Source organism: Arthrobacter sp. BG3 (assembly GCF_056680185.1).
This window is the reverse complement of record NZ_CM155270.1, coordinates 62,853-75,571: the sequence shown is the minus strand read 5'-3', so window position 1 is coordinate 75,571 and position 12,719 is coordinate 62,853. Positions and strand designations below refer to the sequence as shown.

Here is a 12,719-nt window from a genome sequence, read left to right as displayed (position 1 = left end):
GGCACTCCGGGGCGCAGTTCGTGCAAGAGCCGAGGCGCCGGCACCGGTTGTGGCGGTGGTTTTTACTTGTGCTGGCCTTCCTTGGCGAGCACATAGTTATAAACCACTTCTTCGCCGGCCTGGCCGTCCGTGCGCGGCCGCGGGTCCAGCATCAGCTCGGGCTTGACCGCCGAGGCAATGTCATCGGCGTTGTGAGGATCGCCGGGGAAGTACAGCTGCTGGGTTACAGGCTGGAAGCCGGGCGCGGAGACCTTGATGTGGATGTGCGCCGGACGCCAGGCGTGCCACCCGGCCGCGTTGATCAGCTGCCCGCAAGCCCCGTCTGTGGGAATCTGGTAAGGCGCCGGGCGCATGGTGTTGATTTCGAAGCGGCCGTCGTCGTTCGCCTTGACCGTGGCGCGGAAGAGCCATTCGGGGAGGCCCGGGGCGTACTGGGAGTAAAATCCGGCGCTGTCCGCATGCCAAATTTCCACCTGAGCACCCTGGATTGCACTGCCTTCGGTATCAGTGAAGCGGCCCGTGAAGTGCAGCGGGGTGCCCTCCTCGCCCTCGCGCATCTCTACAGTGCCAGGGCTCTGGAGCACAGGGGAGCCGGGCACGTAGTAGGGTCCCTCGATGGTACCCACGGTGCCTGGACGGTCCTGGGAGTTGACGTCCTCGACAGTGTGTTCCAGCCACACGTCCAGGAACAGCGGCCATTCCCCGTCTGTTCCCACCTTGATCAGCCAGGCCTTGAACGCGTTGTATTCCTCGTAGGTGACCTCGTGTTCGACGACGATGTCGTTAGCGGCCTTGATGAGTGCCCCCGCCAGCAGGCTCACCCTTTCCTTCGGCACATCCAGCTGAGCGAGCTTTCCTGAGGCGGTGAAGCGCTCGGTGGCCTTTGAACCTGCTTCGACGGCAGTGCCCTGGTCCTCTTTACGGGCGTCCGTTTGGGTCTCTGTCATGGTCTTCTCCATACTCTTCATTGAACTGGGGAGGAAAGGTTCCTGCACCCGTTGCGAGCCTTCGTGCGCCAGGGTTGAACCGAGGTGACGGGGCTGCGCGTGATGTCCGTCTCATGGTAGGCCTCGCGATAAGGACGCCACAAATATCGATATAGCGGCTTTTCTGTCAGGAAACCTACATAATGACACCCTTGGTAGAACCTAGGTATTTGCCTGATGTGAGTGCGGTCACGATGGGACAAGATTGCCTGACAACGTCCCCCAGCGGCGCCCCCGGCCAGCCCGGATCTCCCGCCAGATTTGTACAGCACTCTCCAATGAAGGAGCAGCCATGACCGAGAACCTGACCCATGTCCGTGAGGTCCTTTCCGACGCCGTGATCGATGACCGTGAGAACGGCGTCATCCGGGCCAAGCGCGAAATTTTCACCGATGAGGATATTTTCGAACTGGAGATGAAGCACATCTTCGAGGGCAACTGGGTCTATCTCGCTCATGAGTCCCAGATCCCCAATGTGGGGGACTACTTCACCACGAACATCGGCCGCACCCCTGTAGTGATCACCCGCGACAAGGACGAGAACCTGAACTGCATCGTCAACGCCTGCTCCCACCGCGGCGCGATGCTGTGCCGCCGCAAGACGGACAACCGCACCACTTTCACCTGCCCGTTCCATGGCTGGACCTTCAAGAACTCCGGTGAGCTGCTGAAGGTCAAGGACTCCCGCAACGCCGGCTACCCGGAGACTTTCAACAAAGAGGGCTCCCACGACCTCACCAAGGTTGCCCGCTTCGCCTCCTACCGCGGTTTCCTCTTTGGTTCCCTGAAGGCGGACGTGCTCCCGCTCGAAGAGCACCTGGGTGACGCCACCAAGGTGATCGACTCCATCGTGGACCAGTCCCCGGAAGGACTCGAAGTGCTGCGCGGCTCATCCACCTACACCTACGACGGCAACTGGAAGGTGCAGGCGGAGAACGGCGCCGACGGCTACCACGTCACCGCTGTGCACTGGAACTACGCCGCCACCACCGCCCGCCGCGGCGCAGGCGACTCCGCCAACAAAACCAAGGCCATGGACGCCGGCAAGTGGGGCAAGGTCAAGGGGGGCTTCTATTCCTACGACCACGGCCACCTGCTGCTGTGGCAGGAGTGGACCAACCCCGAGGACCGTCCGCTGTGGGACCGCCGCGAGGAGCTTGTGTCGAAATACGGCGAGGAGATGGCCAACTTCATGATCAACATCTCGCGGAACCTGTGCCTGTACCCGAATGTCTACATCATGGACCAGTTCTCCTCCCAGATCCGCCACTTCCGCCCCATCTCCGCGGACCAGACCGAAGTCACCATTTACTGCATCGCACCCAAGGGCGAATCCCAGGAGAACCGCACCAAGCGCATCCGCCAGTACGAGGACTTCTTCAACGCCACGGGCATGGCCACCCCCGACGACCTCGAAGAGTTCCGATCCTGCAACAAGACATACTGGGCCACCTCGGCGCCTTGGAACGACATGACGCGCGGGTCCACCCATGAGATCGCGGGCCCCGATGAACAGGCCCGGGCCCTGGGCATGACCAAGGTGATCGCGTCCGGGATGCGCACCGAGGACGAGGGGCTCTACCCCATCCAGCACGGGTACTGGAAGGAAGTCATGGACCGGGCCCTGACGGAGGCGGAGCTCTCCGCCGTGGATACCGTTCCCGTCACTGCCTGACCGCGTCCACGTCGAACCAGAGAAAGTGCATAACCCATGACCAACCTGACAAAACCTGCCGCGGCGCTCAAGACCGCCGAGGAGATCGCCACCCTCGAAACCGTCCGCGCCTTCCTGTATCGGGAAGCCCGGCTGCTGGATGAGCGCCAATTTGATGACTGGCTCCGGTGCTACCACCCGGACTCCGAGTTCTGGATGCCCGCATGGGACGTCGACGACCGGCTGACCGAGGACCCGCAAAACGAGATCTCGCTCATTTACTACGACAACCGCGGCGGCATTGAGGACCGGGTCTTCCGGATCAAAACGGACCGGTCCTCGGCCACCTCCCTCCCGGAGCCCCGCACCGGGCACAACATCACCGACATCGAGATCGTGGAGCAGGACGGCGATCAGGTGAAGGTGCGCTTCAACTGGTTCACCCTGTACTTCCGCTACAACACCACGGACACGTACTTCGGCACCAGCTTCTACACGATCGATTTTGCCGCCGGGGAGCCGGTAATCATGAAAAAGAAGGTCGTCCTCAAGAACGACTACATCCACCACGTGGTGGACGTCTACATGATCTGACGGCCCTGTGCCGGTGCGGGCATTTCCCGGCACCGGCCTTGACCGTTCCACAAACCGTGCCCGTCGGGCACATCCACACTTTCCCGGGTCGCGACGGCGCGATCCTCAGCCAGGAGGAAATCATGGGCCACAAAGTAGCCCTCAGCTTCGAGGACGGCGTCACCAAAGTCATCAAGGTCGGCGACTACGAGACCGTGATGGACGCCGCGTACAAGGCACGCATCAACATTCCGTCGGACTGTCGTGACGGTGCCTGCGGCACCTGCAAGGCCTTTTGCGATTCCGGTTCCTTCGATCCGGGCGACTACATTGACGACGCCATGACGGAGGAGGAGCTCGAAAAGGGCTACATGCTCACCTGCCAGGCAGTGCCTGAGTCCGATATGGCCATTCAGATCCCTGCCACGTCGGCATCGGCGAAAACCGGGGCCACCACTTTCACTTCCACCGTGAAGGAGTTGAGCAGGCACACTGAAACAACGGTCTCCTTCACCTTGGACGTGGACAGCCGGGACGGCCTGGCCTTCCTTCCGGGCCAGTATGTCAACCTCAAGGTCCCCGGAACCGACGCGGAGCGTTCCTATTCGTTCAGCAGCGGCCCCGAGGTTCACGATGCGTCGTTCATGGTGCGGGTGACGCCCCAAGGTGCGATGTCCGAATACCTGCGCGACAGGGCGGCGGTGGGCGACACCATAGAATTCACGGGTCCCTACGGCTCGTTCTTTCTTCGTGAGCCCAAGCGCCCCCTGCTGCTCCTGGCAGGCGGTACCGGCCTGGCCCCGCTCTTGTCCATCCTTGAGAAGCTTTCCGAGAGTCCGTCGTCGGTACCCGTCCACCTGATCTACGGTTTGACCCGCGAGGCGGACATCGTTGGCTTGGACTGGCTCCGCGAATATGAGGCGAAGTTGCCCGGCTTCACGTGGGACTACATTGCGTCCGAACCAGGCACGTCTGCTCCCAACACGGGCTATGTCACGCAGATCATTGCGCCCTCACACCTGTTCGACGGCGATGTTGACATCTATCTTTGCGGGCCGCCTCCCATGGTCAATGCCGTGTCGAAGTGGCTGGACTCCGAGGGCATCAAGCCCGCCAACTTCTACTTCGAGCGTTTTGCCCCGAAGGAGTCCACCGGCGGCGACGCGGAGACAGGTGCACCGGCACCCGTGGAGAAGATCGAGGCAGAAGGCGACACCATGAGCCGCAGCGAGGCCGTCTCGTCCCTCGAGACCGGCCGGCTGGATTTCCGCAAGGAAGACAGCTTCGCCCAGCTTGACGCACGCATGGGCCTGGAGCTCGCAGTGAGCGAGCTGATGCTGGGCCGGCTCAGCCAGGAGCAGCTGCACCAGTTCCGCCGGCTTGCCGAGGCCACCATGCGCTCTGTAACCGGGGGCACCATCCAGGACCCGGATGAGTTCGCGCGGACCAACGAGGAGTTCCATGAATACCTCTTTATGGTCTGCGACAACCCCATGCTGCTCGAGTCCTACCGCCGTCTCGACGTCCACGCGCAGATGGCGGCCGCCTTCGAAGCGGGAACCAGCATCTTCATGCGGGTCACGCAGGACCATCTTGATATCATTGACGCCTTCGAGCGTCAGGACAAGGCACGGGCGCGGGAGGTCATCATGGCCCATGCACACGACGCCAAGGACACTATGGCCCAGGCGATCGATGCCAAGGTCGGCCACTGATGACGCAGCCATACGCTGGACAGTTCATTACGCCGGGCCGCTATGCCGGCAAGGTAGCTCTTGTGACCGGCTCCGCCCAGGGCATTGGCCAGAAGGTAGCGGAGCGGATCGGGGCCGAGGGCGGCGCCGTTGTCCTGGTGGACCAGTCCGACCTGGTCCACGAGGTGGCGCACGGGATCGAGGAAGCCGCCCAGGGTTCAGGTTCAGGAGGTTCCGCTACCTCGGTGACCGCAGACCTTGAGACCTTCGCAGGAGCGAAGCAGGCCGTGGAGGCTGCGCTGGCCGCCCACGGCCGGGTGGACGTGCTGGTCAACAACGTCGGCGGCACGATTTGGGCCCGTCCGTACGAAGAGTACGACGAGGAGAAGATCGAGAAAGAGATCCGCCGCTCACTCTTTCCCACCCTCTGGACCTGCCGGGCTGTGCTGCCGGCCATGCTGGAACAGGGCTCCGGCACCATCGTCAACGTTTCCTCGGTGGCTACCCGCGGGCTGCACCGGGTGCCCTATGCAGCGGCGAAAGGCGGAGTCAACGCCTTAACGCAGTCGTTGGCAATGGAGGTGGGCGGACGCGGCATCCGCGTGGTCGCAACCGCCCCGGGGGGTACCGAGGCGCCGCCCCGCAAGGTCAAGCGGGGTCCGGAAGCCGAATCCTCCATGGAAAAGGCCTGGTACCAGGTGATCGTCGACCAAACCGTGGATTCTTCCTTCTTCAAGCGCTACGGGACCCTGGACGAACAGGCCGCGCCGATCGTATTCCTTGGATCAGACGAAGCGTCGTACCTCACCGGAACCATCCTTCCAGTTGCTGGCGGGGACCTGGGCTAAGGCCGCAGGTGATGGATTCCCGCCGCCAAAGCCGTGCGGCCCGCTCCAGTAGGATTGCGGTCATGACGACGGGCTCCCTCAGCAGTGAAATGGCGGAGGACCTTCCGCTCGTTGGCCGGCGGGGGGTCTTCGAGGAGCTGCTGGAGATTCTCCGCACTGTCCGCAAGGGAAATGTGGGCGCGGTCGTGATCTCCGGGCCGGCGGGCTCCGGGAAGACCGCAGTGCTCGATTTATTCCTTGAACACTGCCGCACCGGGGTCCGTGGTGTCCGCGTGCTGTCCGCCATGGGCGACGACTGGGAGGCTCAGTTTGCGCTCGCCGGCTACTCCCAGCTTATGCTCACCACGCCGCTCCGCTCGGCAAAGGACTACGACGGCGGCCCGCCCGTTCCCCCTGTCCCCGTAGCGTCGCTTACGCCGGGCCAGGTGGTCAATTACGCTTTGACTCTCAGCACCCACCTCGAAGGACTGCAGTCGCACGGCACCGCAGTTGTCGCCGTCGACGACGTTCACAAACTCGACACCGAGAGCCTGCGCATCCTCACCTTCGTCATGCGCCGGCTGCACGGAAAACGGATTCTGTTCCTGCTCACGATCAACCCCGATGACGCCACACGTGTCCCCGCAGGTGCCCTGGACTTCCTTTCAGGTCATCAGGTCACCCGTATCCCGCTGGATCCGCTCACACCGCAGCAGGTCCAGCATCTTGCCCGGACGACGCTCGGCATCGACCTTAGTGCCACGGCGGCCCACGGGCTGGTCCAGCACACCGGCGGAATCGCGCAACCGGTCGTAGAGCTGCTCCACGAGTTACCAGCAGAGACGTGGCAGGCGTGGTTTCCCTCCCTGCCGCCGACCTCCCGGGTGCGCGCCCGGGTGCGCAGCGTCCTGGCGGCCGCGTCTCCCGGGCTGGTCTCCGTGGCAGAGGCTGCGTCCGTGCTCGGACGCAGCGCAGGGCTGCCAGAGGTTTCCCAGGTCAGCGGGCTGGAATCGGTCATGGAGGTACTCGACGAGGGGCACCGGGCAGGGTTGTTGGGGCTGACTGTTGATCAGGCCCGTTCTTCCGTTGTGTTCTTTGAACCAGGCACAGCCGAGGCCATCTACGAACAGATCGCCCCCAGCCGGCGCATCGCGCTGCACCGGCTGGCAGCTGAGGCCGTGCAGCCTGAGGGTGAACGTCTGGGCCACCGCGTCTCAGCAACCCCCGGCGCAGACGAGGCCCTTGCCGAGGAGCTGGAGGAGTACGCCCGGGGCCAGGCCCTGCTGGGAGTGTGGCAGGAGGCCGCGACGGCGCTGTTCTCCGCGTCCCGGCTTTCCCAGGACATCCGATCCCGGAACGACAGGCTGTTGAGGGCCGTGGATGCCCTGGTGGGTTCCGGCAACATAGCCCAGGCGCAGATGTGGAGCGCGGCAGTGGACGCCCTGCCATCCTCAACGCTCCGCTCCTCCGTCCTGGGATACCTCTCTACTGTGTCGGGACAAAATGACAGCGCGCGGACGCAGCTGGAGATGGCCTGGCGCACCTGCAACCCAGAGCGTGATCCCGCGGCCGCCGCACAGGTGGCGCAGCGCTTCGTCCTGCACGGCGTAGCGTCCTGGGACGGCCCGCTGATTACCGGCTGGGCCGAACGGGCCATGGAACTTACGCAGCCGGGAACCCCCGCCCACGTTGAGTCAGAGGCAATCTACGGCTTGGGCCTGTATGCACAGGGCCGGCTTTCGGAGGCGGAGGCCTCCTATCACCGGGCCTTCGAACATGCTGCCGAGAACGCCCAGAAGCAGCGGGTCCAGATGGGTGCCGGCTGGCTGGCATTACGCCTTGACAACGTTGAGTCAGCGTTGGTGAACTTCGAGGCGGCCGCTCCCACTGAGTACCGTGGCGGCTCGATGCGGATTTCCCTGTGGGCCGAGGCGTGGCTGGCGCGTACCCACCTGGTGCTGGGCAACTGGGATGCGGCTGCCGACACCGTGGCGCGCGCATCCGTACGCCTCGAAACCTCGCGAATGCCGCTGATCCGGCCCCTGCTGTACTGGACTGCCGCGGAGCTTTGGTCCATGCGCGGGGACTGGGACCGGGCCCGCTACTACGTTTCGCAGGCGGCGGTGCAGCCGGGGACCTACCGGGCCATGCAAGTGCCGGCAAGCCTTGCCCGTGCCCGTTTCCACGAGGCGCGGGCCGACTACGAAAGTGCTTTGGCTGTGCTGCAGCCACTGACGGAGCTGGACCCCTGGACTGAGAACCGGGTGTCCTTCTGGCCCTGGCAGGACACCTACGTCAACGCCCTTGTCATGACTGACCAGCTCGACGCTGCTGACTCATTCCTCACCGCGTTTGAACGTGTCCCGCGAGAGCGGGAAGTGGCCTCGGATCTGGCGCGGATGGCGTGGGCGAGGGGCCGGCTCGTGGCCGCGCAGGGGGATCCTGACACTGCCAGGGAACACTTCGAGGCGTCCCTGGGCCACCTCCGCGGGCTTAACCGGCCGTATTTGCGGGCCCGGGTTAGCTTTGCCTTCGGCCAGAGCATGCGCCGGGCGGGCAAACGGCGCTTGGCGTCCTCGGTCCTGCGCGTGGCCCGCGACCTGTACGACTCCCTTGGGGCGGCCGCCTACGTGGAACGGTGCGACCGTGAGCTCAAAGCAACAGGTCTCGACGTCGGTCACCTGCCCGATCTGGCAGACCCCGTGCTCATGGCGGCCAGCGACCACCACATTCAGTTAACAGCGCAGGAACGGGCGGTGGCCGAGCTGGTGGCGGCCGGGGCGACCAACAAGGAAGCGGCCAGGGCTCTCTTCCTGGCGGAGAAGACGGTGCAGTATCACCTGACGCGGGTCTACCGAAAGATGGGAGTCCGCTCCCGCAGCGAACTTGCGGCTGCGTTCCGGGCCACGGACTGACCCGGAACACAGCTTGTCCTGATGTAGGACGGCGTAACTTGACCCGGCGTTTACTTGACGTCGGACGGGTGCTTGGCTAGCGGCACCACCGAGATGTCCATAAAAGGGAACAGCGGAAGGTTCTGCAGGATCTCATGGAGTTCGTCGTTCGAATCGACGTCGAAGATTGAGTAGTTGGCGTATTCCCCAACCACCCGCCAGATTTCCGGCCACTTTCCCGAGTGCTGTAACGCCTGCGAGTAGGCCTTCTCCTTGGCCTTGATCTCCGCGGCTTCAGCGGCGGGGAGATCGGCGGGCAGTTTGACGTCCATGTGGACAAGATATTTCACGGATGTACTTTCGGAAGGTGGGATGTTATCGGTCTGAGCGGTACAGGGATAGCTTGTCTTCATCAACAGCTGTGCCGACGCCCGGTCCCTCGGGAACACGGATGCGACCGCCGGTGATGGCCAGGGGCTCGGCCAGGAGGTCATCGGCCATGTCCAGGTAATTGGAGAGCTCCGCCGCACGCTTGGCGGTATGGGCGAAGGCAGCGCCGAAGACCACCGAGGCGGCCGTGCCGACCTGAGTGTCGATCTGGTTGCCTATATAGACGTCGATGCCCATACCCTCGGCCATGCCAACGATTTTGGCCGCCTCGGTGAAACCGGACCGTGCCGTCTTGACAGCCAGGAGGTTCGCGCCGCCGGTGAGGATTTCCCGTGCGGCCTCACCTAGATTGGCGGCAGACTCGTCCGCGGCGATGGGGATGGGGGAGTTCGCCACGAGGCGACGGCGCCCGAGGACTTCGCGGGCGTCGTCGGGCTCCTCCAGGAACTGCAGACCCAACTCCGCCGTGCGTCGCAAAACGTCGGCGGCCTCGTTGGCGGACCACCCGCGGTTGGCGTCCATGTAAAGCTCAGCGTCCTCGCCAAGGCCATTCCGCAAAACCCGGGCGGCCTCGATATCAAGGTGAAGGGGACGGCGCCCGGTCTTGAGCTTGAACGTATTGATGCCGTAGGTCTCGCGGAACTCCAGCGCCAGTGCCAGCAACTCCTGGGCAGGTTTGAAGCCGAGCATATGGGAAACCCGGAGCGAGTCGGAGTACCCGCCCAGCAGCTTTGTCACCGGCTGCCCCAGAGTCTTGCCAATGACGTCCCACAGGGCGATATCCACGGCCCCCTTGGCCGTCTGGTTGTGGACGGTTCGGTTCAGGATTTCCTGGACTTTCTCTCGGTCAAAGATGTCGACCCCGATCAGCTGCGGGGCAAAAATGTCCTCTACCACCGCGACGATGGATTTCTGCGTCTCACCATAGGTGTAGGGGCGCGGCGGTGTGTCGGCGGTGCCCACCACCCCGTCGTCTGAGCGAAGCCTGATGAGCACATGGTCTGCCTCGTGCACGGATCCGGAGGCGAAGTGCAGGGGGTGGAGATAAGGGATCGAGTAGGGGATCGCCTCAATGGCTGCGATCTTCATCAGTGGATCAGCCTTTCATCAGTGGGAAACGGCACGGGGCCGGAGTGCGGGGGCAATCGCCCGGGCTCTGCAGTCGCGGTATCAACGACTTCAAGGAAATTCTGCAGCAGGGCGGAGGGGTGCCCGCGCATCCAGGCAACTGCGAGTTCTACCGCGGGGACGTTTTCAATCTCCCGGTAAACGACGCCTTCGAGTTGGATGGCCCGCACGCTGGACGGCATTACGGCCACGCCGCCCCCTGCGGCCACGAAAGCCAGCATCGTGGAGGTCTCTCCTACCACCTGGGCGATGCGTGGCCGGAAACCGGCCTGGCGGCACAGGTCTGACGTGGTGCGGTAGAGCACAGACTCGGGTGCATAGGCGATGAAGTCCTGGTCCTGCAGTTCGTGCATCGCCACGGTCCGGTCTACCGCGAGGGCGCTGAACGAGGGAAGCGCGACGACGAGCGGCTCCCTGGCCACAATCCGGTAGTCGATGTCGGGGGAAGCAACGGGGGGGCGCAGTAACGCGGCGTCCAAAGTACCCTCCCGCAGCCCTGCTTCCATGGAAGGTGTGAGCATTTCGCCGTGCAGCGCAAGGGACAAGCCGGGCAGGTCCTGCTTGGCAAGGCGGGCGATCTGCGGCATGACGCCGTAGGTTGCCGACCCTGAGAAGCCCACCCTCAGGACGCCGGTGGCGCCCTTGCCCACTTGAGAGACATCGGCCTGAAGTGTGGCTAACTCGTTGACGATCTGCCGACCGCGATCCAGCAGGAGCTGGCCCGCCGCTGTGAGGTCCACCCTCCGCGTAGTGCGGTTGAGCAAGCGGACTCCCAGCTGCTCTTCCAACTGGCGGATCTGCTGCGATAGAGGTGGCTGAGCCATGTGCAGGCGCTTGGCCGCGCGGCCGAAGTGCCGCTCCTCGGCAACCGCGATGAAATAGTTCAACTGCCGAATGTCCAACGTGGTGCCGTCCTTCCGCCCGACCGGCCCAGCCGGTGCTGCCCTGGACGCGCTATTGATTCAAAGAATAACCATAAAGAGCCCTACTAGTATATTCAGCAGGCGTAATAATGTCAGGGCAGTGGCCGGGCGGCCTAAGTGAGTTGCTCAGTAGGAACGCTGTCCTTTGCCCGCCCTTCGGCCATCTCTTCGACTTTGTGTTCGGCTTCCTCCAGCTTGCGTTGGCGGGGGACCAGGACTGTAACGGCGGCGCCGAACAGTGCCACGGCGCCGTAAATGTAAAATGCGGTGGACCCGCCGATGCCAGCGGCGGCCAGCCAGCCGCCAATGATCGGGCCCAGAACCCCGCCCAGCCGGCCCACGCTGGCGCACCATGCCACGCCCGCCGCCCGGGCATTGGTGGTGAAGTAGTTGGACTGGAACCCATAAACCAGTACCTGGGTGCCCAGTGTTCCCACGCCCGCAAGGGCGATGAAGGCAAAAAGCAGCGGCAACGGAAAGCTAAAGGTCATGAGCCCCAAGGAAATGGTCGCCAGTACGAAGGTCGCGGCGATGACACGCTGGGGTCCATTCCTATCCGCCAGACGGGACGCGAGCAGCCCGCCCGCCACCGCGCCGAGGTTCAGTGCGAGCGGGAAAAACAGGGAGTAAGTCCGACCGTAGCCATAGCCCTCCATGATTTTGGGCAACCACGTGTTAAGTCCGTAGGTCAGCAGAAGGCCTGAGAAGGACATCAGGCCAAGCAGAATGGAGGCTACGGCGAACTGGCGGGAAAAGACAGCTGCAAAGCCGGACTTCTGGGGCGCGGCACCGGCCTCCAGGATCACCCGCTCTTCGATGAGCGGGACGCCGGTGCGTTCGGCGGCCGCCATGGCCTCCTCTTCACGGCCCCGGGACAACAGCCAGCGCGGCGATTCCGGGAGTTTGCGCCAGGCAAGTGGCAGGAGGATGACCAATGGCAGGGAACCGATGATGAACAGCCCGCGCCAGCCGATGCTGTCGAGGAAGAGGATGCCCATGATTGATGCCAGGACACCGCCTGCCGGGACCCCCGAGTACACAATTGCGTTGTAGAACTGCCGCCTCCCCGCGGGTGCGAATTCAGCCATGGTGGCGCCTGCGGTTGCGATAACCACTCCCAGGCCGAGACCGGTAATAAAGCGCAAGGCGCCGAAGGCAGGAACGGTGGTGGCAAACGCCGTGACGAACATGCCGACGGAGAACCAGGCGATGCCCAGGAGCATCAGCCGGCGTCGGCCGAAAAAGTCACCGATGGCGCCGCAGACTAGTGAGCCCACTAGTACTCCGATGAGCGCCCATGATCCCAGGAGGCCGGCGGTGACTGCATCAAATGCGCCGATCTGGCTCGGGTCCGCAAGCAGCCCCGGAAGGACGGTGCCGTAAATGACGAGGTCGTATCCGTCAAACAAGAGGGTCGTGCAGATGATGAAGGCGACCCAGTTTGCCGTGCGCGCCTCCTTTTTTGGATTTTCGGCTATAGCGGCATGCGGTTGTGTCATGGTGCCAAGACCTCTCTGCGCGAAGTGAAGGCGGAGCGGCGCAGCGAAGGATCCTCCGGGCCGTCTTCCGATTGCTTTCAGCCTGACAGAGCGGTGATGCACATCATATGAGGGAAATACCCGGCTTTTCGCCCGGGGGATATTTATATGC

At 63.7% G+C, this 12,719-nt stretch carries 10 protein-coding genes; 5 read left to right on the top strand and 5 right to left on the bottom strand.

From position 1 onward, the window contains the following. Positions 1 to 62: 62 nt before the first annotated feature. Entirely contained in the window at positions 63 to 959 is an 897-nt protein-coding gene (gene catA, locus AC1MFL_RS00385; RefSeq protein WP_479812533.1) for a catechol 1,2-dioxygenase, read from the bottom strand. Between the two features lie 319 nt (positions 960 to 1,278). Here catA and benA point away from each other — a divergent pair, with 319 nt between their 5' ends. The 5 genes from benA to AC1MFL_RS00360 all read left to right on the top strand — a co-directional run bounded on the left by benA (position 1,279) and on the right by AC1MFL_RS00360 (position 8,649). Beyond that, positions 1,279 to 2,661, top strand: coding sequence for a benzoate 1,2-dioxygenase large subunit (gene benA / locus AC1MFL_RS00380; protein ID WP_479812531.1), 1,383 nt, complete (start codon positions 1,279 to 1,281; stop codon positions 2,659 to 2,661). A gap of 36 nt (positions 2,662 to 2,697) precedes the next feature. Then, a complete protein-coding gene (gene benB, locus AC1MFL_RS00375; protein ID WP_479812529.1) occupies positions 2,698 to 3,234 on the top strand; it encodes a benzoate 1,2-dioxygenase small subunit in 537 nt (178 codons plus the stop codon). A 122-nt stretch (positions 3,235 to 3,356) separates the two neighbouring features. After that, complete coding sequence (benC, locus tag AC1MFL_RS00370; protein ID WP_479812527.1) at positions 3,357 to 4,928, top strand: benzoate 1,2-dioxygenase electron transfer component BenC; 1,572 nt, start codon at positions 3,357 to 3,359, stop codon at positions 4,926 to 4,928. Next, positions 4,928 to 5,755 (top strand): 1,6-dihydroxycyclohexa-2,4-diene-1-carboxylate dehydrogenase, encoded by an 828-nt coding sequence (locus AC1MFL_RS00365; protein ID WP_479812526.1) that lies wholly within the window; start codon positions 4,928 to 4,930, stop codon positions 5,753 to 5,755. Before benC ends, AC1MFL_RS00365 begins: the two co-directional genes overlap by 1 nt. A 62-nt stretch (positions 5,756 to 5,817) precedes the next feature. Continuing rightward, complete coding sequence (locus tag AC1MFL_RS00360) at positions 5,818 to 8,649, top strand: LuxR C-terminal-related transcriptional regulator (RefSeq protein ID WP_479812525.1); 2,832 nt, start codon at positions 5,818 to 5,820, stop codon at positions 8,647 to 8,649. A gap of 50 nt (positions 8,650 to 8,699) precedes the next feature. Here the strand turns inward: AC1MFL_RS00360 and catC are convergent, their stop codons facing one another. The 4 genes from catC to AC1MFL_RS00340 form a co-directional block, all read right to left on the bottom strand. Then, entirely contained in the window at positions 8,700 to 8,978 is a 279-nt protein-coding gene (catC, locus tag AC1MFL_RS00355) for a muconolactone Delta-isomerase (protein ID WP_479812523.1), read from the bottom strand. Between the two features lie 25 nt (positions 8,979 to 9,003). Further along, the gene (locus AC1MFL_RS00350) at positions 9,004 to 10,107 is read right to left on the bottom strand and encodes a mandelate racemase/muconate lactonizing enzyme family protein (protein ID WP_479812521.1); all 1,104 of its coding nucleotides are present in this window, start codon (positions 10,105 to 10,107) and stop codon (positions 9,004 to 9,006) included. Then, on the bottom strand, positions 10,107 to 11,048 hold the full coding sequence (locus AC1MFL_RS00345; protein WP_479812519.1) for a LysR substrate-binding domain-containing protein: 942 nt from the start codon (positions 11,046 to 11,048) through the stop codon (positions 10,107 to 10,109). The genes AC1MFL_RS00350 and AC1MFL_RS00345 overlap by 1 nt, the downstream gene beginning before the upstream one ends. A 134-nt stretch (positions 11,049 to 11,182) precedes the next feature. After that, the gene (locus AC1MFL_RS00340) at positions 11,183 to 12,568 is read right to left on the bottom strand and encodes an MFS transporter (RefSeq protein ID WP_479812516.1); all 1,386 of its coding nucleotides are present in this window, start codon (positions 12,566 to 12,568) and stop codon (positions 11,183 to 11,185) included. Between the last annotated feature and the right edge of the window lie 151 nt (positions 12,569 to 12,719).

Bases quoted from the DNA above. Each gene is read 5' to 3' on its own strand.
- catA (WP_479812533.1), bottom strand. From the start codon at position 959: ATGGAGAAGACCATGACAGAGACCCAAACGGACGCCCGTAAAGAGGAC.
- benA (WP_479812531.1), top strand. From the start codon at position 1,279: ATGACCGAGAACCTGACCCATGTCCGTGAGGTCCTTTCCGACGCCGTG.
- benB (WP_479812529.1), top strand. From the start codon at position 2,698: ATGACCAACCTGACAAAACCTGCCGCGGCGCTCAAGACCGCCGAGGAG.
- benC (WP_479812527.1), top strand. From the start codon at position 3,357: ATGGGCCACAAAGTAGCCCTCAGCTTCGAGGACGGCGTCACCAAAGTC.
- AC1MFL_RS00365 (WP_479812526.1), top strand. From the start codon at position 4,928: ATGACGCAGCCATACGCTGGACAGTTCATTACGCCGGGCCGCTATGCC.
- AC1MFL_RS00360 (WP_479812525.1), top strand. From the start codon at position 5,818: ATGACGACGGGCTCCCTCAGCAGTGAAATGGCGGAGGACCTTCCGCTC.
- AC1MFL_RS00350 (WP_479812521.1), bottom strand. From the start codon at position 10,107: ATGAAGATCGCAGCCATTGAGGCGATCCCCTACTCGATCCCTTATCTC.
- AC1MFL_RS00340 (WP_479812516.1), bottom strand. From the start codon at position 12,568: ATGACACAACCGCATGCCGCTATAGCCGAAAATCCAAAAAAGGAGGCG.